Origin of the sequence: Candidatus Proelusimicrobium volucris, assembly GCF_959605025.1 — a bacterium.
Classification (GTDB): Bacteria; Elusimicrobiota; Elusimicrobia; order Elusimicrobiales; family Elusimicrobiaceae; genus Proelusimicrobium; species Proelusimicrobium volucris.
Window position 1 is genome coordinate 254,879 of record NZ_CAUHCY010000001.1, and the last position, 22,871, is coordinate 277,749.

Genomic DNA, 22,871 nt, shown 5'->3' on the forward strand with positions numbered 1-22,871 from the left:
TTATCCTTTCTTAACCGCGTTAAATTTGCATACATTGAAACACTGCCCGCATTTGATGCACTTCTTCGGGTCAATGCTGTGCTTGCTCCTCGGCTCGCCGCTGATCGCGCCGACCGGGCACGCCCTTTTGCACGCGCCGCAGCCTATACAGCCGCTGCCTATGCTGTATGACACAAGCTGAGTACATTTGCCGGTAGGACAGCGCTTTTCCTTTATGTGCGCCTCATATTCGTCCCTAAAGAATTTTATCGTCGACAATACCGGATTCGGCGCCGTCTGGCCCAATGCGCATAAAGAGGCCTTCTGCATAGCCTTGGAAATTTGCTCCAATTTGTCCAAATCGCCTTCCTTGGCCGTGCCGTTGGTTATCTTATTTAAAATGCTCAAAAGCTGATAGCCGCCTATTCTGCAAGGAGCGCATTTGCCGCAGGACTCGTCTACGCAGAACTCCAAATAGAATTTGGCTATATCCACCATACAGTCCGTTTCGTCCATCACGATTAAGCCGCCCGAACCCATTATCGAGCCTATCTCCTGCAAAGATTCGTAAGTTATCGGCATATCAAAATGTTTGGGGTCTATCACGCCGCCCGAAGGTCCGCCCGTTTGTACCGCCTTGACTTCGTCGCCTTTCAAAGGACCGCCGCCGATGTCGTATACCACTTCCCTTATAGTAATGCCCATAGGCACTTCTATCAAGCCCGTATTCTTTGCTTTACCCGTCATTGCGAATACTTTCGTACCCGTAGACTTGCCGGAGCCCATCTCCGAATACCATTTTCCGCCTTTGGTCATTATATAAGGTACATTGGCCAAGGTTTCTACATTGTTTATAGCCGTAGGCTTGCCCCATAAACCCTTAGTCGCGGGGAATGGCGGTTTGGGCCTGGGCGTGCCGCGGTTGCCTTCTATCGAGGCGATCAAAGCCGTTTCCTCGCCGCAGACAAACGCGCCCGCGCCATAGCGGATTTCCAAATCATAATCAAAACCCGATCCCATTATGTTCTTGCCCAAAAGGCCCGTCTTATAGCACGCGTCTATGGCTTTCTGCACGCGCTCTATCGCCAAAGGATATTCCGCGCGGATATAGAATAAACCCCTGCTCGCGCCTATCGCAAAGCCCGCTATTATCATACCCTCTACCACCGAGTGCGGGTTGCCTTCCAATAGGGATCTGTCCATATAGGCGCCGGGGTCGCCTTCGTCGCCGTTGCATATCATATACTTCTCTTTGCTTTGCGGTTTTCTAGTCAAATCCCATTTAAGCCATACCGGGAATCCGCCGCCGCCGCGTCCTCTTAAGCCGCTTTGCTTCATCTCCGCTATTACGGCTTCCGGGCCGACTTCCAAGGCTTTCTTCAAACCAAAATACCCGCCGTGGCCGATATATTCGTTTATGTCTTCGGGGTTGATTTTGCCGCAGTCCGCAAGCAAAATGCGGTGCTGCTTCTTATAGAAAGGAATATCGTTTAAAGTCTTGCAATGCTCGCCGTCTACGGGGTTTACATACAAAAGACGCTCCACCACTTCGCCTTTAAGAACGGTGCGTTCCACTATTTCCTCAACATCTTCGGGCTTTACTTTCGTGTAGAAAATGTCGCCTACGCTTACCAAAGGCCCTTGCGCGCAAAAGCCTTGGCAGCCGCTTTTGGATATATAGGTGCTCTTTTCCCGGCAGGAGTCGGTTATCTCTACGCAGTAGTCAAGGCCGCGTTTCTTATACTCCTCCTGAAACGCCTTATAGACCTCCATAGATCCGCCAGCTATACAGCCCGTTCCGCCGCAGATTACTATCCTGTTGTTTACCTTGGAATATTGTTTTTTAAATTTATCGTTGATTTCATTTACCAAGTTATTCATGGCTTACCTCCGCTTTTTCCGCCTCGGCAAGTATAGCTTTGATTTGCGAAGGCTTTACCTGGCCGTGTATCTTCCCGTTTATCGATATTACAGGCGAAAGGCCGCAGCAGCCGATGCATCTTAACCCCGCTACCGAATATTTGCCGTCAGGTGAGCTTTCCCCTTCCTTCACGCCCGTGCATTTTTCTATCTCTTTAAGCAGTTCCGGCGCGCCTTTCAAATAACACGCGGTGCCGGTACATACCGCTATTTGGCATTTGGCCGGAGGATTTAATTTGAAGAAATGATAAAAGGTTAAAACCTCGTATATCTTGGCCAAAGGTATTCCCGTCTCCTTGGATATTACCATCGCCGTTTCCCTGGGTACATAACCCAACTTGTCCTGAACGGAATGCAGCATCATTACAAGGCTGCCCTCAACGTCTTTCCACTTATTTATTATCGCGCGTAATTCAGCCGCGGCGGTTGTTTCTTGCGACATTTTGTAAGTCTCCTCAGTTCTTAATTTTCAAAACTCGTACTGCCAGATTACATATCCTTCTTCTGCGTAATCACTACCGGCATCGGAATTTCCCCCAAAGCCGTATCAAAATACATTGTTCCTTTTATCTTGTAATCCACGGATATGCTGTTGGCCGTTACAAGGCCTATCAAATTCTTGCCAACTTTGGCGAACGGTATCGTCAAGCTGGCTTTGGCAAGTTCCGTGTCCGAAGGCGCTATCTCGTAAGCCCCAAAAGATATGGCGCTGACTTCGTTGTCGTTTATATACAAATTCCCGTCAAAACGATTAAGCTTGGCCGTTTGCTGTTTGTCCATATTGCTTATCGCTACTTTCACGTCTAAATTTATATCGCTTAAAGAAAAATCGCTCACCTGCGCCGATCTGATTTCGTATCGGCAATTTACAGCCTGTTTCATTTCCTGCACAGTGGCGCACGCGCTTGCAAAGAGCAGCGCGCAGAATATCGTTAAAAGTTTTTTCATTGGATAACTCCCAGATATATTTCTATAATGTATTTATAACGAATTATAAATCCATATTATAATAAAACATATAAAAACGCAAATATTATAGAGGTGCTTATGACTGACTTTAAACAAAGACTGCTGGACGTTTTTACCAAATATGTCCAAATAGAATCGGGCAGCGACGAAAATTCCCCCTCCGATCCTTCCACCGCCGCACAGATGGATTTGGCGCGCGTACTTAAAGACGATTTGCAAAAATTGGGGCTTAAAGATATTAACCTCTCCGAGTTCGCCTATCTTACCGCAACCCTGCCTTCAAACATAGACTATAAGGTGCCGACTATCGGCTTCTTGGCGCATATGGATACTTATCCAGGCGGAACCATCGGCAGGAAAGTAAAACCAGTGCTGCACAAAAACTATCAGGGCGGAGATATTGTCGTAAGCAAAGAACATAATGTCGTAATATCGCCAAAAACTTCCCCCGCGCTGAACAAATGCCTGGGACACGATATAGTTACCGCCTCGGGCGATACGCTGCTCGGCGCGGACGACAAGGCCGGCATTACCATAATTATGGTAATGCTTGAGTATCTAATCGCCAATCCCCAAATAAAACACGGCGACATTAGAATAGCTTTCACACCTGACGAGGAAATCGCCCGCGGCACCAAACACTTCGACGTAAAAGCCTTCGGCGCGGATTTCGCCTATACTCTGGACGGAGAGTGCGGGGACGGCATCGTAGCGGAAAACTTTAACGCCGCTTCCGTTTCCATTAAAGTCAAAGGTGTACAGGCGCACCCCGGCAACGCCAAAGATATTATGCAAAATCCCGTAAGAATAATCGCCGATATTTGCTCCTCCTGGCCTGAAAACAAACTTCCCGAAACCACCTGCGGGCGCGACGGATTTATCTGTTTTACAAACTGCTCGGCCGATTTTGAAAAGGGCGTACTCAACGCAATGGTCAGGGATTTCGACGAAAACAAACTAGACGAACATATCAAGCTGTTAGAACAAATCGTCAAGGAAAAACAACTTAAATATCCGGGCAGTAAAATAGAAATGGAAGTTAAACAATCATATAGGAATATGAAACCCATTATCGATAAGCACCCCAGTATCTTAAAACTCGCAAAAGACGCTTTCGCGGAGTGCGGACTAAACCCGGAAGGGCAGCCAATTCGCGGCGGCACCGACGGTGCAACCCTTTCCTACATGGGCCTGCCCACACCCAATATTGATGCGGGCTACGGCACCCCTCACGGCCCATTTGAGTGGACTAGCCTTGATATGATGGATAAAATTGTTAAAGCACTTGCCAAAATAGCGCAAAACAACGCAAAGAAATAAAGCCTTAGGCTTATGACTCTTTGTTTTAAAAGACGCCCCGCCTAACTACTATCGGCGGGGCGTTCCGATTTTATGCGCTTAATCCGTAATTTACAATTACATCAATAAAATGAAACAGCCCCTTTAGCAAGGGGCTTTATATAAATACGAAACAGAACGTAAAGCTATTTTTCTTCTTCCTCCGGGTCGGGATATTCGTGCACCAAATGCTTAATCCGGCCGAAATTGGCGGTATCCTCGTCTTCTTTATTAAATTGCCGCAAAGTTTCTCTGCGATTAAGATGTCCGATAGCGCTGTCGTCGAAGGTTTCCGGCTCTTTAGTGTCTATCGTTATTTCCTTAACGTTTTTAAATAAAGAAGTTATTTCAAAGAGGTCGTCTTCCTTGGGTTTGTTTTCTTCTTCCGCCTCGCTGCTGACTATAAGATTATAATCATTAAGAGTTTTATAACTTATCGCCAATATCAAAACAAACATATTCAAACCAAAAAACGCAACGTATAGAGAAAACAACAAAAAAGCCATAAGACTAAGCGTCGCCTTTAAACCGAAAGAAGTCAACTCCGTAAACAATATCGCCGCCTTTATATTAAAAGGCATAGTATCCCCCAAAAATTGATTAAGCCGCCATAAAGACCACGATACATCCCAATTTATCCAGACGCTTATCATCCCGGCAACAAATATTATCCCCATAACGGCAAAAAACATTATCAGTGCCGACAGGAAAAACAATAATGCGTATTTTATCCACCTGCTCCTGACCAAATGGTAACTGGCGCGGAAAGAGTCAAAGACGTTCTTCTCTTCCAACATTATCATCCAGGGATAGAATATGATATAGGGCGAAAAAAACGTGTATATCAGCACCAATATGAAAAGATACCAGTTCTTTAATCCTCCGCTTAAATACATCGCGGGCAACAGCGTAAAATAGATTACAGCGGCCAAAAGGAGAGAAGATGCAAAAATTATTATACTCTTCTTCATTGTAAGAATTACGGCACCAAGAACATCCTGCTTTTGCCCATTGACGCCATCCTGCATCAGTTTGACGGAACTGTACCCTAAAATAAAATTTACGCCTAAACAGAAAAGAGATAAACTCATCGCTACACTGAGGAACCAGCTGTATCCGTCGTTTTTTTCGTAAAGAGAAAACGACATAAATACAGCAAAAGCGTTAAAAAGCGCAAATAAAGCGCTTTGCTTTAAGGAGACAAATGCCGCATAGGGGATAAGTTTAAACCATCTCATTATTATCCCTCTGGTTGACATATTTTCTTTCAAGACGTTTTCATACGCCATTTGCCGCCCCCTTACAAGTAGATTATAGCAATAAATTTAGTAGAATTATTTTATGAAAAACATATCCGCGGCCGCGCGATTATTGACGCATAATATCAAAAACTCCTCTATGGCGGTATCCTGTTCCAGAAGGGATTTCTTTCCCGACAAACAAGCGATACTCAGCGCCTTTACTTTCTTTAAAGACGCACTTTTCCTTTACACCATCAGCCCCAAGCTGAGTTCAAAAGAGGGCGAACTTAACGATTTTGACAAAAGGCTGAACAAAAATTTAAACGTACTTAGACGGGAAATAAAACATCATCTCTGTTTTTCCGGGCAGGAAACAAAAGCCGACCAGGCGGGCAAAAAAGCCCGCGATTTGGTTAAACGCTTTGAAGAGGAACTTCCCCGCCTGCAGAATTTGGCTATAAGCGACATTCAAGCCGCATACACAGGCGACCCGGCCGCAAAAAATTACTACGAAATTATGCTCTGCTATCCCGGCCTATTGGCAATAACCTTGCAAAGAATGGCACATTTCTTGTACGAAAACAATTTGCAGCTTATCGCCAGAATAATAACCGAGCACGCCCACAGCCTTACCGGAATAGATATTCACCCCGGCGCTAAAATAGGAAAAAGTTTCTTCATTGACCACGGCACAGGGGTAGTAATAGGCGAAACCACCGAAATAGGCGACAATGTGAAAATATATCAGGGCGTAACTTTGGGGGCAAAAAGTTTCCCTAAAGATGAAAACGGCTTTGCAAAAAAAGGCCTTAAGCGCCATCCGACAGTAGGCGATAATGTAACTATATATGCAGGTGCGGCTATTCTAGGCCCGGTAAAAATAGCGCCGGGTAAGGTAGTCGCGGCAAATACTTGGATAACGGAAGACATAATTTGACGATTATTATAAAAAAGCTATTCTCCTTTTCGATGGCGCTTATACTAATACTCTGCGCTTGCGCAACGCCGTCAAAGACCAGAAAGAACTTCCTCTCGTCCGTGGATAGTTACAAAACCGCTCCGAAAGAGGTTTTTCTCTTAAAGGACAATATTTACATAAAATACCTTTATGAAAATAAGGACGTTTATTTAAAAGCCGAGCTTCCCAAAGAAAAATCTAACCCCTTGGACAATTATTCCCGCACACAATTAAGCGCGGCAAAAGCGGTAAATGAAACTTCAGAGGGCAAAAAGGAAATATTATACGTATCCGGCGGGTTTGAAAACATAATAACGGATTTTTTCAAAACACTTATTCCGCAAGGCAACGGCAAAGGGGTAGTGGTAATAATACAAGGGTTTGAAGGAGTACTGTTTCGAGCAGAAAACGGCAAGGCCGATTTTAAACTTCTTACGGAATTGCCTGAAAATATAGAAGTAGTAGGCAAAATAAATGAAAGCCGCTTTACGGAATTATTCCTCGCCGCGATAAAAAAAGATTTGCAAATTGCGGAAATAACCGAAAAAAGATTTTTAATCCCCACCCAAAACAAACCCATGGAACCATATATATACTTGGATTTGGAAAATAATCTTGCGCTCACCTTAACTCTGCCGGAATATTTCGAATTTAAAAAACAAATGACAGAGTTGGGCTTTTCCTTGTCTTTTATATATTCTTTTCTTATAAAAAGCCATATATTCGGGATAGTAAAAGCTCCTTTTACATCAACATTCAGGCTTTTGTCCTTGGGTAAAAATTCCCTATACAGCGCGATGGCCCCCCTTACTCCCGACAATGAAGGCCAAATTCCCCCTATAAATGAAAACGCCCAACCTATGGATTTGACGGCCTTTAACGATTTTTTGGATAAAACGATATCAAAAGAAGTATACAAAGGCAGCGCAGAACTGCTTGTAAACGGAGAGGAGTTTTTCCCCCATTTTCTCGTCAACGCCAATCAGGCTCAACATTCAATATTCATAAGGCTGTATATATTCACCACAGATATGTATTCCTTATCGCTGGCCGATATGCTCAAACGCAAATCGCAAGAGGGTACGGACGTAAGAGTTATGGTAGACGAGCTAAACTCTCTGTTAAACAATAAAAAAACGCCAGCGTACTACTCCAAAGATTATGTAATGCCAAAAAGCATAGCTTCGTATTTAAAGAAAGGTTCAAAAGTTAAAGTAAGAAAACGCCTGAACACCTGGGCGACCTTCGACCATAGCAAAGTAATAATAATAGACAGGGATTTGGCCTATACCGGCGGGATGAACTTCGGCGAGGAATACCGCTATCAATGGCACGATATGATGATCGCGCTGCGGGGGCCGGTAGTCGGCAAGTTGGTAAAGAATTTTTACGAGGCCTGGAGTTTTAACGGAATAGGCGGGGACTTTTCGGCGGCGTACAGGAAAATCTTCAGCAAAAAGAGCAGGCCCAAAAATGCCGAAAAACCGGGGATGATAAATATTAGACTGCTCTATACACAGCCGCAGGAAGCGCAAATATTCAAAGCGCAGATAGAAGCAATAAAAAGGGCTAAAAAGAGAATATATATACAGAACGCCTATTTCTCAGACGACAGAATAGTAAAACACCTTCTCGACGCCAGAATGAGAGGCGTAGATGTAAGAGTAATACTCCCCAGCGAAAACGATATAGGCATTATGGCAAAGAATAATATCGCCATGGCCAATAAACTTTTCAGGAACGGAATAAAAGTATATTTTTATAACGGTATGAGCCACGTAAAAGCAGCTCTATACGACGGCTGGGCGATAGTGGGATCGGCCAATTTCGACAAAATGAGCCTGTTTATAAACAATGAGATGAGCCTCGGCATAGACGACCCTGCCTTCGTAAAACAACTGGAAACGCGCCTGTTTGAAAAGGACTTCCAAGATTCCGAACTTATGACGGAAGAAATAGAAATGAACTGGGCCTGGAAGATAGTCGGCGCGCTGACAAACCAACTGTAATTATGGCAAGAAAACGTCTGAGCAAGAAGAAACAAATCCAATTTATCGCGGCCGTAATAATAACCGTGATATTGTATTTTATGCAATATCAACCGGTAGATAATCTCCCTCGCACCCAAGACACTACCGAGCCGATTGAAACGGGAACATTGCTATCTCCGAGTCTGCTTTCGGTATACGACGGCGATACTTTTAAAATAGATTTAAACTGCCAAGAAGAAGTCCTTTGCAAAAACATATCCGTAAGAGTGCGCGCAATAGACTGCCCCGAGATAAAAGGCAAAACTGAAAGGGAAAAACTACTGGCGCAAAAAGCAAAGAATTTTACCGAAAACTTTTTAAAAGACAAAACTATCGTTCTTGAAAACTGTGAACGCGACAAATATTTTCGTTTATTGTGCGACGTAAAAGCAGACAATAAAGACTTGGGCGAGAATTTGCTCCGAGCGGGGCTGGCCTATCCATACGACGGCGGAAGCAAAAAAGACCTATTTCAATAGATAAGTTTAATAGAAGAAATAAAACCCCGCCGTAAAAACGGCGGGGCGGTTAGTTGAGAGCCGAAGATTTTTTCTTCGGTAAATCTTTTTATAAAACCAAAACTCAACCTCCTAACCTGCACATATATTGGCGGCACAACCAATATAAGTTAACTCCTCTTTATCAAGAAGATTTGCAAGTAACAATTTTAATGGTAACATCGGCCGAACCTCCCCAATAGCATTCTTGACTTCGATCAAAGGTTCCGGCCTCCGACCAATATCTGCAATCAACATCTCGAGCACATTGTTCCTCCTTAGCGGTATAACTTTGGTAACAGATATAACCTTCAGATTTTCCCGAACAAATATTACTGGTCGAACATTTTGGATAAGGTATAGTAAATGTAGGTGGATATGAATCTTGAAACATACCGTTCCCAAACGATTCATAGATATAGCTTGTACCCTTGCACTCCAGATGTTGAACTATCAAAGATGAAACTGGAGCAATGGGACATTTCCCGTTCCAAGCACTCCAAGTTTTATTAGCACAGCAGGTCCTCTTTTCTGTGATATAACTGCACCCTTTGGCTGTATATTTATATTCTATTTTTCCAACCGAAGAACAACTCTCCGCATAAACCAAAACCGAAGCCGGAAGAAAACACAAAACCATAAAAAACATCTTCATAGAAACTTTTTTTATTAACATATCCATTCAATCTCCTCCTTTTTATATCCTATCTATGAAAAAAGACTCATAAAGCAATCTCGGAAAAATAAAAACATTTACAGTAATATGAGCTAGTGTTACAGAAGAAATTTATCAAAAAAAAAAAAACAGTCAAGCGTTTTTTGATTTTTCAAAAATGTTTTACAGAGTATATATTTATTCAATTCCCATACGCCTGCCAACGAAAAACGCGACCTCATATAAGGAATAAAAAAGCTTCTCTCGATTTTAAACAGGCTTTTTGATGTATATTTAAGGACTGAAACAGTATATTAGATATCAAGATATACCAATTAGCTTTAAATATGAGTGCTATTGCTAACGATAATTTAAAGTTTTATTTAGATATTGCATTGACAATTGCTAATTGATATAATGGATATATAAGTATACCAATTACTTTACACTTAAAGCAGTAAAACCGGAGAAACCAAACAATGGCAGAAACCAAAAAAAACACGACTCAGAATGAAGACGCGGCACTTAAAAATCTTAATGCCGTAGTCGAAAAAGTCAAAGCGGCGCAAAAAGAATACGCCAACTTTGACCAGCAATCCGTAGACAAGATATTCAGGGCGGCGGCGATGGCCGCAGCCAGAAACCGCATATATCTTGCCAAGCTCGCGGTTGCCGAAACGGGAATGGGGATAATGGAAGATAAAGTTATAAAGAACCATTTCGCTTCGGAATACATATATAACAGTTATAAAGACACTAAAACCTGCGGCGTGATAACGGACGATGACTCTTTCGGATACAAACAGATAGCCGAGCCTATCGGCATAATAGCGGGCGTAGTACCTACCACGAACCCGACCGCGACGGCCATTTTTAAATCCCTTTTGGCCTTAAAGACGAGAAACGGTATCGTATTTTCGCCGCATCCGCGCGCCAAGAAATGCACGATAGAAGCCGCCAGAATAGTACTCAACGCGGCGGTAGAAGCGGGCGCGCCCAAAAATATCATCGGCTGGATAGAAGAACCCACCATGCAGCTTTCCGATGCACTTATGCGCCACCCCGGCATTAACCTTATTTTGGCTACCGGCGGCCCCGGCATGGTGCACGCGGCTTACAGCTCCGGCAAACCTGCTATCGGCGTAGGCGCGGGCAATACTCCCGTAGTTATAGACGCCACAGCCGACATCAAAATGGCGGTAAGCTCGGTAATTATGAGCAAAACCTTTGATAACGGCGTAATCTGCGCCAGCGAGCAATCCGTAATAGTGGAAGCCCCCATTTATGACGCGGTAAAAGACGAATTCGTTTTAAGAGGCTGCTACTTCTTGACGAAGAAAGAAAAAGCCGCCGTGGGAAGCCTCATTATGCCCGACGGCCACAAATTAAACGCAGCAATAGTCGGGCAAAGCGCTTACAAAATAGCGCAGATGGCTGGCGTAAAAGTGCCGGAACATACCAAGATACTCATAGCGGAATGTTCGGTGGTGGGCGACGAGGAAATTTTCTCGCACGAAAAACTCTCCCCGATACTCGGTTTTTACAAATCCGACTCTTTTGAACACGCCGTAGATACGGCCGAAGCTCTTATTGAGCTGGGCGGCGCGGGGCATACTTCCGTTCTTTACACGGACGAAGCCAATAAGAAACACATTGAGCTTTTCCAAAAGACGATGCACACCGGCAGAACCCTTATCAATATGCCCTCTTCGCAGGGCGCCATTGGCGATGTTTACAACTTCAGGCTTGCGCCTTCTCTCACCTTGGGGTGCGGCTCTTGGGGCGGTAACTCCGTCAGCGAAAATATCGGAGTAAAACACCTTATGAACATTAAATCCGTTGCCGAAAGAAGAGAAAATATGTACTGGTACAAAGTACCCAAGAAAATCTACTTTAAGAGAGGCGCTTTGAAGCTCGCCCTTGAAGAACTTAAAGACAAGAAAAGAGCTTTCATCATTACCGACAAATCGATGGAAACCTTCGGTTATGTAGCTATGGTAAGAGATGTATTGGAAAACCTTGGCATGTCGATAAGGGTATTCAGCGCGGTAAAGCCCGATCCGGACTTGGCCACTATCCACGAAGCCTTGCACATTACCGATTCCTTCCAGCCCGATTTGATTATCGCGTTGGGCGGCGGATCGCCTATGGACGCGGGCAAAATGATTTGGCTCATGTACGAAAACCCGAATATGAGCTTTGACGACATCGCCGCACGCTTTATGGATATAAGAAAGAGAATTTATCCTCTGCCGGAGCTCGGCAAAAAAGCCGTGATGGTGGCAATTCCAACCACTTCCGGCACCGGTTCGGAGGTAACTCCCTTTACGATTATCACCGACGAAAGAACCAATACCAAATACGCCATTACGGACTATGCCTTAACGCCGGATATGGCCATCGTCGATCCTGAATTCGTAATGAATATGCCCAAATCCCTGACGGCTTTTTCGGGCTTGGACGTATTGGTACACGCGATAGAATCTTATACTTCCATATTCTCCACGAACTTCACCGAAGGCCAGGCTTTGGAAGCTTTAAGGCTTGTGTTTAAATATCTTAAAGTATCCTATGACGAAGGCGCGCAGAACCCCAATGCCCGCGAGAAAATGCACTATGCCGCTACGATAGCCGGTATGTCATTTGCAAACGCGTTTTTGGGATTGTGCCACTCCATGGCGCACAAACTGGGCGGTATCTTCCACGTTCCGCACGGCTTGGCCAATGCCTTGCTTATCAGCTACGTAATAGAGTTCAACGCCACGGAAAAACCGACGAAACAAGGCTTGTTCCCGCAGTATAAGTATCCTTTCGTCAAAGGACGCTACGCCAAGATAGCCCACTTCTTAGGGTTGGATAGCTCCAAAGACGACAAGGGCCAGAAAGTCGACAAACTCGTACTTGAGATCGAAAAACTCAAAAGAGGGCTTAATATCCCGACTTCCATCAAAGAGTACGGCATACCCGAATCCGACTTCTTGGCGAAACTCGACGAAATGTCGGAACTCGCGTTCGACGATCAATGCACGGGCGGAAACGCCAGATATCCTTTAGTAAGCGAAATCAAAGAATTGTTCTTAAAGGCTTACTACGGGGAAGAATTGGTCGCTCAGAAAAAAGCGAAAGCCGCAAAGAAATAAATATCAAAGAGGCCGCCGTCCAAAAGCGGCGGCCTCTTCTCTAAAGACGTAAAGAAAAACACATCAAAACAATGAACAAATCCGAAAAACAAAACGCCGGCAATATCCAAGCGGTTAAGCGTATGCCTCAATATTTGAGGCTGTTTAACGATATGTTCCGCTACGGCAGGCAGTATATATCCTCAGTGGAGATAGCATCAAAACTAAGCCTGAAACCGATTTCCGTAAAAAAGGATATGCTGCTGGCCAAAGCGCCCGGCAAAACAAGGCTCGGATATAATGTAAAAGGCAGCATAGCCGCCATACAGCAATTCTTGGGCTGGCAGAAGGAAAGGGACGTATGCCTTGTGGGATACGGTAAACTGGGCTCGGCTTTGTTCCACTACGAAGGCTTTAAAAAACACGGCTTTAATATGGTGGCGGCTTTCGATACCGACATAACCAAAGCCGATAACAAAAACATACTGCATATAGAGCACTTGGCATCTTATGTCCAGACTCACAAAATCACCACCGCCATAATATCCGTACCCGCTTACGCGGCGCAGGGCGTGGCAGATACTTTAGTCGGCGCGGGAATAAAGGCTATTTGGAACTTCTCGCCTGCCGATATAAAAGTTCCACCTCACATAGCGCTGCAAAACGAGGACCTCAGCATAGGCTTGGCATTGCTTTGCCTGAAACTTAAAAATTAACCCGCAAACACTAAAATTTTATCGATGGAACCGCCTTGGCAAGAGCATTTTATCCGCTTTTTCCGATACTTCCAATATGGTAAAATATGTATATGACAAAAAGAAATTACTCCGAACACTTTAAAATGGAAGTGCTGGAAGAAATCTGTTCAATGTTCTATAAAGGCACATTGGAAAAGGACATCAACCACCTTCCGTGGAATATTATCCCCAAAGGCAGCGAAGCGGCGTTCCGCTGTTGCGTATATAAGGAACGCGCAATATTGAAACTTCGCGCTTTGGCCGCTTTCGGCTATTCCGTCAATGAAGTCGACGAAGCCATTCCTTTAAACGAATATGTCGGGCAGAATAACCCTCAGTTTGACCATAAAAGCAATAAACTGCTGACAGTTTTGGAAAGCGCCTGCTCGGCCTGCGTAAAAAGCAGATATATGGTAAGCGAACTTTGCCAAGGCTGTCTGGCCAGAAAGTGCGAAAACGCCTGCTTCTTCAACGCAGTTACGGTAAGCAACCATAAGGCGCATATCGACCAAGACAAATGCAAAAGCTGCGGCAAATGCAAAGACGCCTGCCCTTACGGCGCCATACTCAAACTAACGGTACCGTGCGAAGAATCCTGCCCCGTAAACGCCATAAAGAAGAACGAAAAGGGCATAGCGAAGATAGACCACTCTTTATGCATCAGCTGCGGCAACTGTATGAAGAACTGCCCATTCGGCGCGATTATGGAGCGCAGCCAAATTTTAGACGTACTGAAACAAACCAAAGCGGGCAAACCTTTGGTGGCTATGGTAGCGCCTTCGATAGCGGGTCAGTTCGGCATATCGGTAGGCCAGCTCGCCACCGCTATTAAAGAACTGGGCTTTACCCACGTATACGAAGTAGCCCTCGGCGCAGATATTACGGCCCAAAAAGAGGCGGCGGAATTTATAGAAAAAGTGGTAGACGAAAAACGCCCCTTTATGACGACTTCCTGCTGCCACGCCTATACACGTTTAGCCAAGAAGCATATTCCAGAATTGCTGCCGTATATTTCCTCAACCGGTACGCCTATGCACTATACGGCCCAGCTGGCAAAGAAAGAGATACCCGAGGCTATAACGGTATTTGTCGGGCCTTGTCTTTCCAAACGCAAAGAAGCCCAAACCGACGAATATGTCGATTATGTAATAAGCTACGAAGAGCTTAAAGCAATGATCTTCGGCAAAGGTATAAATCTTGAAGATTGCCCCGAAACCGAATTCGACCGCAAAGCTACGGTAGAGGCTTTAAAATTCGGCATAACGGGCGGCGTCGCACAGACCGTAAAGAAAGCCGCGGGCGATTACGCCTCCTTGATCAAAGAGGAGGTTATAGCAGGCATAGACAGGAAAAACATCTTTAAACTAAAAGCCTATGCCAAGACGGGCAAATCCGCGGGCAATTTAGTGGAAGTGATGTGCTGCCCCGGCGGATGCGTCGGCGGGTGCTCAACGATAAAACCCATAAAAGAAGCCAGAGAGCAAGAAGAAGCCTACGCCGAAAAAGCGGGCGTGGACAGCTTCCAAGTGAAGGCTTCGGAATAAAAATATATAAACGCAAAAAACCGGTGCTAAAAAGCACCGGTTTTTTTATTGCATAATTGATATTTAGACGGAAGATTGTTGCGGCATTAAAAACTTTAATTGCTTCTTTAAGGATAATTCCCCCGCCTAAAAACCTGCCAGATACTATCCCGCCAAGCGTTTTTGGCAAGCACAAAACATACTTGCCAACAATTATTATTTAATGCCTTGCTACGCGCCGTAAGCGGACTGTATCGCGCTTATCGCGTTTAAAGCGCGAGGATAGCCTATATAGGGCAGAAGCTGGGTAACGCTGTCTATCAAAAGCGCGCGGCTATTGCCAATATTTTTATTCCCGCCCGCATGAGCCTTGGCTTGCGGATCCGCGCCCCCCATTGATACCAAAACGACGAAAGTAAGAAGTTCCCTCGTCTTTATATCCAATATGCCTCTGCTATAATAATCGCCGAAACAATTGGCCGAAAGATAATCCTGTATATGCTTTAGATCCGCGGGGGCGTTTTGGCGCATAACGTCGATATGTTCGGAACCGAAAATATCTTTCTGCGCTTTAAGACCTTGCTCAAACCTCGTATCTTCATTTACTACACCTGCTTTCGCCAAGGGCAGCTTTATTCCGCTCTGCGCGAAAATTTTATCGGTAAGGATAAGAAAATCGTATATCTTCGCCATACCCGCATAAGGAACGGCTTGATATAAACTTTCTTTTATTTCCTCGGGCTTTACGCCCGCTTTCAGAGCTTCCCTTAACAGCGTTTCGTAAGAGCCAAAGCCCTGCGCCGCGGCATTACCCGCCAAGAGGACGAGATACCTGGTCCTTTTATCCAAAGCGCCGTGCGGCTTTACGTCCCGCTCCACAAAATTCCCCCACACTTGCATAATCTCATCGGATTTAATTTCCTCGTTTGTCATATACGGATATTCCTCTCTCTTATGTGCCGTAAAAAATACCGCGGCCGCTATTAAAAGCAGCGCCAATAAAAGTATTACGCCTTTCCTCATTTATATTCCCCGTCGGATACAGGCTCAAGCCACTGCGCCTTGTTGTTTGGGACATTGGTTTCCAAGGATATATGCGTAAACCAACTCTGCGGCGCGGCACCGTGCCAATGCTCTACATCTGGCGATATTCTTACTACATCGCCTTTATGAAGAACGCGTATTTCCTTGCCGCGTTCCTGATAGCGCCCTTCACCCGCCAAAACAAGCAGTATCTGCCCGCCGCTGTGTTTATGCCAATTAGTGCGGGCGCCAGGCTCGAAAGTAACATTGCCTATCGGCGCATTAAACTCCGCGTCGCCTTGGCTGAGCATATTAAGATATGTCTTACCGGTAAAGAATTTGCCGTAAGGGTTTTCCTCCCCAATGGCAAATATCGTATCTATATTTTTATCTTTCATTGTTTTATTCTCCGTCATTTTCCCAAGTATAAATCCGCATATCAAACCCGCCGACAATACGGCGGCCAATTTCTTTTTACACATTGCTTCACACTCCTATTTAAAATCTATATAAAGTATAAACTATGGAGTTAACTTCAAGTCAAGAGCCAATGAGGGCATTAAGAAGCCTTGCTATTTTTTACGGTCAAGAGTTTTTACCCAAACTACAAAAAATCCGCGCTTTATTTTTGTAAAGCGCGGATAAATATTTTGCGGTATATTACTCTAATCGGCGTCTATGCGGACTATCGCTTTTTGCAAAGCGTCGCGCCAATAGGGGATTTTTATGCCGAACTCCCTTTTGATTTTGGCTTTGCTAAGCACCGAATAATGCGGGCGCTGCGCGGAAGCGGGGTATTCCTGCGATTCTATCGGCAGGACTTCGCATTTAAGTTTTTTAAGGCTGACGATTTCCCTCGCAAATCCGTACCAAGAACATACGCCTTCGTTGGAATAATTGTATATTTTCTTTACGCCGTTTTTTACCACCGGCACCATCCCTTCTACGATCGCGGCCAAATCGCCGGCATAAGTAGGCGAGCCGATTTGATCGTATATTACCTTGATTTCATCTTGCTTCTTGGCAAGCGAGATTATCGTCTTAACAAAGTTAGTGCCGAACTCGCTGTAAAGCCAGGAGGTCCTCAAGACTATACACTGCGGCGCGTTTTTCAGGACGAACAACTCCCCCTCAAGTTTAGTTTGTCCGTATACAGACAGAGGGTGCGGTTTGTCGTTTTCGGTATAAGGTTTGAAGTTGTTGCCGTCAAAGATAAAATCCGTGGACATTTGTATCATACCCAAGTTGTACTTCGCCGCCGCCATCGCCAAATTGCGAGCGCCAAAAGCGTTTACCGCATAGGCTTGATCCATATTTTTTTCGGCGGAATCAACCGCGGTATACCCCGCGGCGTTTATTATGGTGGAGATATTATTTTCCCGCACAATTTTGTCTACGCTGTCATAGACGGTTATATCAAGCTCTTCTATATCGGTATAAATAACTTTGTCCGCAGGAAAAACTTTCTTTAAAGACTGCCCCATCTGTCCTTTTGCGCCGGTAACCAAAATCATATCTTCACCTCGTATATTTCTTTAATGTCCTAACATAAAATACATTATTATTTAATTTTTAGCAATCTCATTTTACAGTTCGGGCACCTAAAACGTATAGAAGCCCTAATTTATTGCATATTTTTATATTTACCGTCGGGCAATATATTCGTTTCAAAAGGGGCTATGCTATCGGCGGGCTGAAACGCTTAATTATCAAACCCATAATTGTTAAAATATTATTATGAAAATAAAAAATCTTATTCCTATTATTACGGCTTTGGCCGTTTTCGTATATCCCAGCGCCGCCGCGGCGCAGGATACGATAAAGAAAGATACTGTCCTCTCGCTTGAGGATTGTATCGACATCACTTTAAAAAATAATCCGACGATTTCCTCCTCTTTCGCATCGCAGGAAGCACAGCGAAATAGGCTCTCACAGACGAAATCGTCTTATCTGCCGCAAATAGACGCAAGCGCCAATTACAGCAGAAGCGACTCCGAATCGGCAACGGGCTGGAACGGTGCTCAGGACGGATATTCTTCCTCCATCAACGCCAAGCAACTTATTTACGACTTTGGCAAGACGGGCCTTTCCTCCGCGATACAGGAAAATTCCTATTATTCCGCCGTCGCCGATACCAGAAATTTAATAATCAATACCATATACGAACTAAAAAAAGCCTACTATGATACCCTGCTCGCCAGAGAAAGCAAACACGTGTACGAGCAATCGGTCGAACAATATCAGGAGCAGCTTAAAAGAGCGCAGGCCTATTATCAGGTGGGAACAAGACCAAAAATCGACGTTACCACCGCACAGGTAAACTTAAACAACGCGAAACTCAATTTAATACAGGCCGAGAACTCCTTAAAAAAGTCTTACCATGTACTGTTAAACGTTATGGGTATTTATGATCCTGCGCCGCAGTTCTCGCTCCAGATGAACAATACCCTTCCTGAGTTTACCCTCACGGAAGAAGAAGCCCTTGATACCGCGATGAAAAACAGACAGGATTTGCTGGGCTATAAACTAAAATTGGAAAGCGCAAGGCAGAATATAAAACTATCCAGAACAGGTTACGCGCCCAGCATAAACGCCACCGGCTCTTACGGGTGGAGCGGAGGAGATTTCCCCCTCTACGACAGATGGAGCATCGGCGCGGGCGTATCAATACCGATATTCTCGGGCTTAAGCACCTATAACAGCGTAAAAGAAGCGCAAAACAATATGCTCAGCGCTTACTACAATTTGACTTCCGCCGAACAGGATATTTTGTTGGAAATAAAAGAGGCTTACCTTAACGTGCAGGACTCTAAATCCAAAATACCGGTGGCGGAAATAACCCGCACCCAAGCGCAGGAAAACTACGAACTGGCCGTAGGCCGCTACAAAGTGGGCGTGGGCAACTACATAGAAGTTAAAGATGCGGAAACTACTTTAAGCGACGCGAAACTCGCTTATATACAAGCCGTTTTCGACTATACTTTGTCGATCGCGGCGCTTAATAAAGCTATGGGGATTATATAACTATGAGAAAGAAAAAGAAAACTTGGAAAATAATATTGGCCGTATTCATAATAGCGGCCGCGATAGGACTATATTTCAAATTAACCGCCGGGCCAAAAACCGATTTTTACGCGACGGAATTTGTCAAACGGGCAAGAATAGTCGAGCAGGTAGAAGCATCCGGCACGATTAACCCTACCACCGAAACCAGCGTAGGTACGCAGGTATCGGGCAAAATACAGGAAATACTGGTCGACTTTAACTCCATAGTGAAAGAAGGCGACCTTATGGCAGTTATTGATCCTTCCACCTACGAGTCCGCGGTAGTTCAACAGGAAGCCAATGTCCTTAAAGTGGAAAGCGAATTTAAAAATCAGGAAAGGAACTATAACCGCTACAAACAGCTCTATAAGCAGGAACTCGTCGCCAAAAGCGAACTTGACGACGCCGAAACGGCTTACCTCCAGGCCAAAGCGCAGGTAATACAGGCGCAAGCCTCTTTGGACAAAGCCAAAATCGACTTGGGCTATACCCAAATAGTTTCGCCGGTAAACGGAATTGTTATTTCCAAAGAAGTCGAACTCGGCCAAACGGTGGCGGCAAGCTTCAGCACTCCTACGCTTTTCTCCGTAGCGGAAGACTTAACCAAAATGCAAATAGAAGTAAACATATCGGAAGCCGATATCAGCAAAATAGCCGAAGGTCAAGACGTTAATTTTACCGTCGACGCCTATCCCACAACGACTTTCAAAGGCAAAGTAATACAGGTTAGAAACTCCCCTTTAACGACATCAAACGTCGTAACTTATACCGTGGTGGTATCGGTCGATAACAGCGATCTTAAATTAAAACCAGGCATGACGGCCAACGCCTCCATAATAACAGCGATAAGGGAAGACGCTTTAAGCGTATCGAACCAATCGCTGAGATTCGTACCGCCTGACAATGCCATCATAAAAAATACCTCCCCAGAAGGTAAAAAAGCCTATAAGGGGCAAGGGGTTTGGATTCAAGACAAAAATACCGGCGAGATAGAACGCATAGAAGTCACTACCGGTATAACCAACGGAAGCAGGACGGAAATACTAAGTGACAATCTGCCCGAAAATACCGAAATCGTCACCAGCGCATTGCTCCAGAGTAAAACCAACAATAACCGCAGGAGAATGGGGCCCCCCGGCTTTTAACGCGGGCGGAGGATAAGACAATGTCCTTAATCAAAGTAGAACATATATACAAAACTTATAATCTTGGCGATATTCCGCTGCAAGTGCTAAAAGACGTCAATCTGACCATAGAGCACGGAGAGTTTGTCGCGATAATGGGCCCGAGCGGAAGCGGGAAAAGTACTTTTATGAATATGCTGGGCTGTTTAGACAAACCCACCAGCGGCAAATATTATTTGGACGGACTGGATATAACCAAATCCAGCTTAACCGAACTGGCCGACATAAGATGCCGCAAAATAGGTTTTGTGTTTCAGGGATTTAATTTACTTTCCAGAACTACGGCTATAGAAAATGTAGAGCTGCCGATGATTTACGCCAGAATACCAGCACATGAGCGAAAAGAAAAAGCGATAAAGGCTTTAAAAGCCGTCGGGTTGGGCAACAGGCTGGAACATATGCCCAATCAACTCTCCGGCGGGCAGCAGCAGCGCGTAGCCATAGCAAGAGCGATAGTAAACGACGCGCCGATAATCTTCGCCGACGAGCCTACCGGGAACCTGGACACGAAAACCAGTATAGAAGTCATGTGCAGTTTCGCAAAACTCAACAGCGAACAGAATAAAACCATAATTTTGGTAACGCACGAACAGGACATCGCCGATTATGCCAAACGTATTATCCGCTTTAAGGACGGAGAATTGGTAAGCGACGAACAAAACAATCACAGGACGGTAGTTCAATGATAGATATTTTCACCATCTTTAAAATAGCCGTTAAAGCGATATGGACAAACAAACTGCGCTCCGTGCTGACCAGTTTGGGCATAATTATCGGCGTAGCGGCGGTAATCGTAATGTTAGCGGTAGGCGAAGGCGCGAAAAAAAGGATTTCCGACCAAATGTCCAGTATGGGCAGTAATCTGCTTATGATACGATCAGGCTCGGTAACTTCCAGCGGGGCCAGAACGGGACATGGCTCCAAACCCACTTTAACTTTAAACGACGCTTACGCCATAGAAAAAAATTCTCTGCACGTAAATCAAGTAGCGGCTACCGTCAACGGTACGGGCCAAATAGTATACGGCAACCAAAACTGGGCTACGCAAGTACAAGGTACAACTCCGTCTTTATTTTATATACGTTCTTGGGAAGTGGATAACGGCTCCCTATTTACCGACGAAGACGTACGCCAGGCCGCAAGCGTGGTAATACTTGGCGAAACGGTGGTGGAAAATCTTTTTGGAGTAGTCGATCCAATAGGCAAAAACGTCAGAATAAACAATATGCCTTTTAAAGTTGTAGGCGTACTGAAATCAATGGGGCAATCGGCCTACGGTACCGACCAAGACGATACCGTAATAGTCCCTGTAAGCACTGCGTCTAAAAAACTGTTCGGCTCGGAATTCCCGGGCACGGTAAGAAACATTATGGTGCAGGCCAACTCCACCGAGGAGCTTGACGCCGCGGAGGAGGAGATAACCCTTCTCCTGCGGCAACGCCATAATATTACCGGTAAAAAAGAGGACGATTTTATTATCCGCAATCTTACGCAAATGATGGAAAGCGCCATGGAAGCCAGCCAAACATTTTCCGTACTGTTGGCGGCAATAGCGTCGATATCTCTGCTGGTTGGCGGTATAGGCATTATGAACATTATGCTCGTATCCGTAACGGAAAGGACCAGAGAAATCGGCATACGTATGGCTATAGGCGCAAAAGCTTGGGATATAAGGCTGCAGTTTTTGGTGGAAGCCTTGGTCCTCTCTCTAACGGGCGGGCTTTTGGGTATAGCTTTGGGCATATCTGTTGCAATGGGGATAAAAACTTTCGCTCCTGACTTTCTGCCGATAGGGATAACCCTTTTCCCGATGGTAATATCGTTTGTATTTTCCGGTTTGGTGGGTATATGTTTCGGATTTTTCCCCGCCTATAAAGCCTCTACTCTCAACCCGATAGACGCGCTTAGATTTGAATAGAAGCCAAACAATTACAAAGCCGTAAAAAAACCCGCGGGCTCAATACCGCGGGTTTTAATTTATCCAATTAAACGAAATACTGTTTTACTGTGCCGATACGCCCGCCAAGAAATCCGCTTTAGCGAAATCGTCTGCGGCTTTCTCCTGCATGCCAAGCTTCTCGTAGCAGACTCCTCTCATATAGAAAATTCCCTGTACGGGGCGCAGATCCAACGCTTTGCTGTATTGCTCGATGGCGGCGTTATAATTCTCCGTAGAATAATATATTCCCCCCAAAGAATTTAAAGCCGCTACATTGTTTGGATAAAGTTCCAAAGATTTTAATAAGGCCTCCCGGCCCTCTTTATATTCGCCCTTGGCGGCATAAGCCGCACCCAAGGCGGAGTAAAGCTCGGGCACGTTTTTATCGGCTTCCAATACCAAGTTGAAATCAGCTATTGCATTATCATATTCGCCCACGGAGTAAAAAAGCGAACCGCGCGACAAATACGCCTGCGCGTTTGTCGGATCTTCCGCAATGGCCTTGTTTAAATACTTAAGAGCTTTCTGTGCTCGTCCGATTTTATGATACATCTCTCCCTTGGCCAAATACTCCGTACTTTTATCTACGGGTACACCCGCACAAGCGCCAAAAACCAAACAGCTTAAAATAAACATCGCAAACTTCTTCATCGAAATCACCCTCCTTAACGGATTAAGATAAATTTAGCATAATTTTATTCTTTTTTAAATATT

General features: G+C 44.9%; 20 protein-coding genes. 11 read left to right on the plus strand and 9 right to left on the minus strand.

The features are described 5' to 3' along the window. The 3 genes from nuoF to ACQY3M_RS01295 are packed head-to-tail and all read right to left on the minus strand — an operon-like array spanning position 1 to position 2,847. Positions 1 to 1,860 (minus strand): NADH-quinone oxidoreductase subunit NuoF, encoded by a 1,860-nt coding sequence (gene nuoF, locus ACQY3M_RS01285; RefSeq protein ID WP_428065481.1) that lies wholly within the window; start codon positions 1,858 to 1,860, stop codon positions 1 to 3. Continuing rightward, complete coding sequence (locus tag ACQY3M_RS01290) at positions 1,853 to 2,341, minus strand: NAD(P)H-dependent oxidoreductase subunit E (protein WP_428065483.1); 489 nt, start codon at positions 2,339 to 2,341, stop codon at positions 1,853 to 1,855. Before ACQY3M_RS01290 ends, nuoF begins: the two co-directional genes overlap by 8 nt. 47 nt (positions 2,342 to 2,388) lie before the next feature. Continuing rightward, the gene (locus ACQY3M_RS01295; RefSeq protein WP_428065485.1) at positions 2,389 to 2,847 is read right to left on the minus strand and encodes an LEA type 2 family protein; all 459 of its coding nucleotides are present in this window, start codon (positions 2,845 to 2,847) and stop codon (positions 2,389 to 2,391) included. Positions 2,848 to 2,946: 99 nt separating this feature from the next. On the opposite strand from ACQY3M_RS01295, the gene pepT reads away from it, so the two are divergent. Further along, positions 2,947 to 4,188: a peptidase T gene (pepT, locus tag ACQY3M_RS01300; RefSeq protein ID WP_428065487.1), complete on the plus strand. Its 1,242-nt coding sequence runs from the start codon at positions 2,947 to 2,949 to the stop codon at positions 4,186 to 4,188. A gap of 164 nt (positions 4,189 to 4,352) precedes the next feature. On the opposite strand, the gene ACQY3M_RS01305 is transcribed toward pepT, so the two are convergent. Further along, on the minus strand, positions 4,353 to 5,495 hold the full coding sequence (locus ACQY3M_RS01305; RefSeq protein WP_428065489.1) for a hypothetical protein: 1,143 nt from the start codon (positions 5,493 to 5,495) through the stop codon (positions 4,353 to 4,355). 52 nt (positions 5,496 to 5,547) lie between these two features. Between ACQY3M_RS01305 and epsC the strand changes: the two genes are divergently transcribed. From epsC to ACQY3M_RS01320, 3 genes are read left to right on the plus strand one after another with little or no spacing between them, the layout of a single operon-like run. Next, the gene (gene epsC / locus ACQY3M_RS01310; RefSeq protein ID WP_428065490.1) at positions 5,548 to 6,384 is read left to right on the plus strand and encodes a serine O-acetyltransferase EpsC; all 837 of its coding nucleotides are present in this window, start codon (positions 5,548 to 5,550) and stop codon (positions 6,382 to 6,384) included. 32 nt (positions 6,385 to 6,416) lie between these two features. Continuing rightward, positions 6,417 to 8,414: a phospholipase D-like domain-containing protein gene (locus tag ACQY3M_RS01315; RefSeq protein WP_428065492.1), complete on the plus strand. Its 1,998-nt coding sequence runs from the start codon at positions 6,417 to 6,419 to the stop codon at positions 8,412 to 8,414. Between the two features lie 2 nt (positions 8,415 to 8,416). Beyond that, a complete protein-coding gene (locus tag ACQY3M_RS01320; protein ID WP_428065494.1) occupies positions 8,417 to 8,914 on the plus strand; it encodes a thermonuclease family protein in 498 nt (165 codons plus the stop codon). 163 nt (positions 8,915 to 9,077) lie between these two features. Here ACQY3M_RS01320 and ACQY3M_RS01325 read toward each other — a convergent pair whose 3' ends face one another. Then, positions 9,078 to 9,614 (minus strand): hypothetical protein, encoded by a 537-nt coding sequence (locus tag ACQY3M_RS01325; RefSeq protein WP_428065496.1) that lies wholly within the window; start codon positions 9,612 to 9,614, stop codon positions 9,078 to 9,080. Positions 9,615 to 10,066: 452 nt separating this feature from the next. Here ACQY3M_RS01325 and adhE point away from each other — a divergent pair, with 452 nt between their 5' ends. From adhE to ACQY3M_RS01340, 3 genes are all read left to right on the plus strand, one after another. After that, positions 10,067 to 12,727: a bifunctional acetaldehyde-CoA/alcohol dehydrogenase gene (adhE, locus tag ACQY3M_RS01330; protein ID WP_428065498.1), complete on the plus strand. Its 2,661-nt coding sequence runs from the start codon at positions 10,067 to 10,069 to the stop codon at positions 12,725 to 12,727. Positions 12,728 to 12,798: 71 nt separating this feature from the next. Further along, positions 12,799 to 13,422 carry a redox-sensing transcriptional repressor Rex gene (locus tag ACQY3M_RS01335; RefSeq protein WP_428065500.1) on the plus strand — a complete coding sequence of 208 codons (624 nt, stop codon included), beginning with the start codon at positions 12,799 to 12,801 and terminating at the stop codon, positions 13,420 to 13,422. A 92-nt stretch (positions 13,423 to 13,514) separates the two neighbouring features. Continuing rightward, positions 13,515 to 14,987 carry a monomeric [FeFe] hydrogenase gene (locus tag ACQY3M_RS01340; RefSeq protein WP_428065502.1) on the plus strand — a complete coding sequence of 491 codons (1,473 nt, stop codon included), beginning with the start codon at positions 13,515 to 13,517 and terminating at the stop codon, positions 14,985 to 14,987. Between the two features lie 210 nt (positions 14,988 to 15,197). Here ACQY3M_RS01340 and ACQY3M_RS01345 read toward each other — a convergent pair whose 3' ends face one another. The 3 genes from ACQY3M_RS01345 to rfbD all read right to left on the minus strand — a co-directional run bounded on the left by ACQY3M_RS01345 (position 15,198) and on the right by rfbD (position 17,503). Further along, positions 15,198 to 15,989, minus strand: coding sequence for a carboxymuconolactone decarboxylase family protein (locus ACQY3M_RS01345; protein WP_428065504.1), 792 nt, complete (start codon positions 15,987 to 15,989; stop codon positions 15,198 to 15,200). Next, complete coding sequence (locus ACQY3M_RS01350) at positions 15,986 to 16,471, minus strand: cupin domain-containing protein (RefSeq protein WP_428065506.1); 486 nt, start codon at positions 16,469 to 16,471, stop codon at positions 15,986 to 15,988. The genes ACQY3M_RS01345 and ACQY3M_RS01350 overlap by 4 nt, the downstream gene beginning before the upstream one ends. A 183-nt stretch (positions 16,472 to 16,654) precedes the next feature. Continuing rightward, positions 16,655 to 17,503, minus strand: coding sequence for a dTDP-4-dehydrorhamnose reductase (gene rfbD, locus ACQY3M_RS01355; RefSeq protein WP_428065508.1), 849 nt, complete (start codon positions 17,501 to 17,503; stop codon positions 16,655 to 16,657). A gap of 223 nt (positions 17,504 to 17,726) precedes the next feature. Between rfbD and ACQY3M_RS01360 the strand changes: the two genes are divergently transcribed. Genes ACQY3M_RS01360 through ACQY3M_RS01375 form a run of 4 tightly spaced genes read left to right on the plus strand, consistent with a single transcriptional unit; the run spans position 17,727 to position 22,136 of the window. Next, positions 17,727 to 19,013 (plus strand): TolC family protein, encoded by a 1,287-nt coding sequence (locus ACQY3M_RS01360; RefSeq protein WP_428065510.1) that lies wholly within the window; start codon positions 17,727 to 17,729, stop codon positions 19,011 to 19,013. Between the two features lie 2 nt (positions 19,014 to 19,015). Continuing rightward, the gene (locus tag ACQY3M_RS01365; protein WP_428065512.1) at positions 19,016 to 20,179 is read left to right on the plus strand and encodes an efflux RND transporter periplasmic adaptor subunit; all 1,164 of its coding nucleotides are present in this window, start codon (positions 19,016 to 19,018) and stop codon (positions 20,177 to 20,179) included. A gap of 20 nt (positions 20,180 to 20,199) precedes the next feature. Then, positions 20,200 to 20,904 carry an ABC transporter ATP-binding protein gene (locus tag ACQY3M_RS01370; protein ID WP_428065514.1) on the plus strand — a complete coding sequence of 235 codons (705 nt, stop codon included), beginning with the start codon at positions 20,200 to 20,202 and terminating at the stop codon, positions 20,902 to 20,904. Next, positions 20,901 to 22,136 carry an ABC transporter permease gene (locus tag ACQY3M_RS01375; protein ID WP_428065516.1) on the plus strand — a complete coding sequence of 412 codons (1,236 nt, stop codon included), beginning with the start codon at positions 20,901 to 20,903 and terminating at the stop codon, positions 22,134 to 22,136. Before ACQY3M_RS01370 ends, ACQY3M_RS01375 begins: the two co-directional genes overlap by 4 nt. An 84-nt stretch (positions 22,137 to 22,220) precedes the next feature. Here ACQY3M_RS01375 and ACQY3M_RS01380 read toward each other — a convergent pair whose 3' ends face one another. Beyond that, the gene (locus tag ACQY3M_RS01380; RefSeq protein ID WP_428065518.1) at positions 22,221 to 22,808 is read right to left on the minus strand and encodes a tetratricopeptide repeat protein; all 588 of its coding nucleotides are present in this window, start codon (positions 22,806 to 22,808) and stop codon (positions 22,221 to 22,223) included. Positions 22,809 to 22,871: the final 63 nt, after the last annotated feature.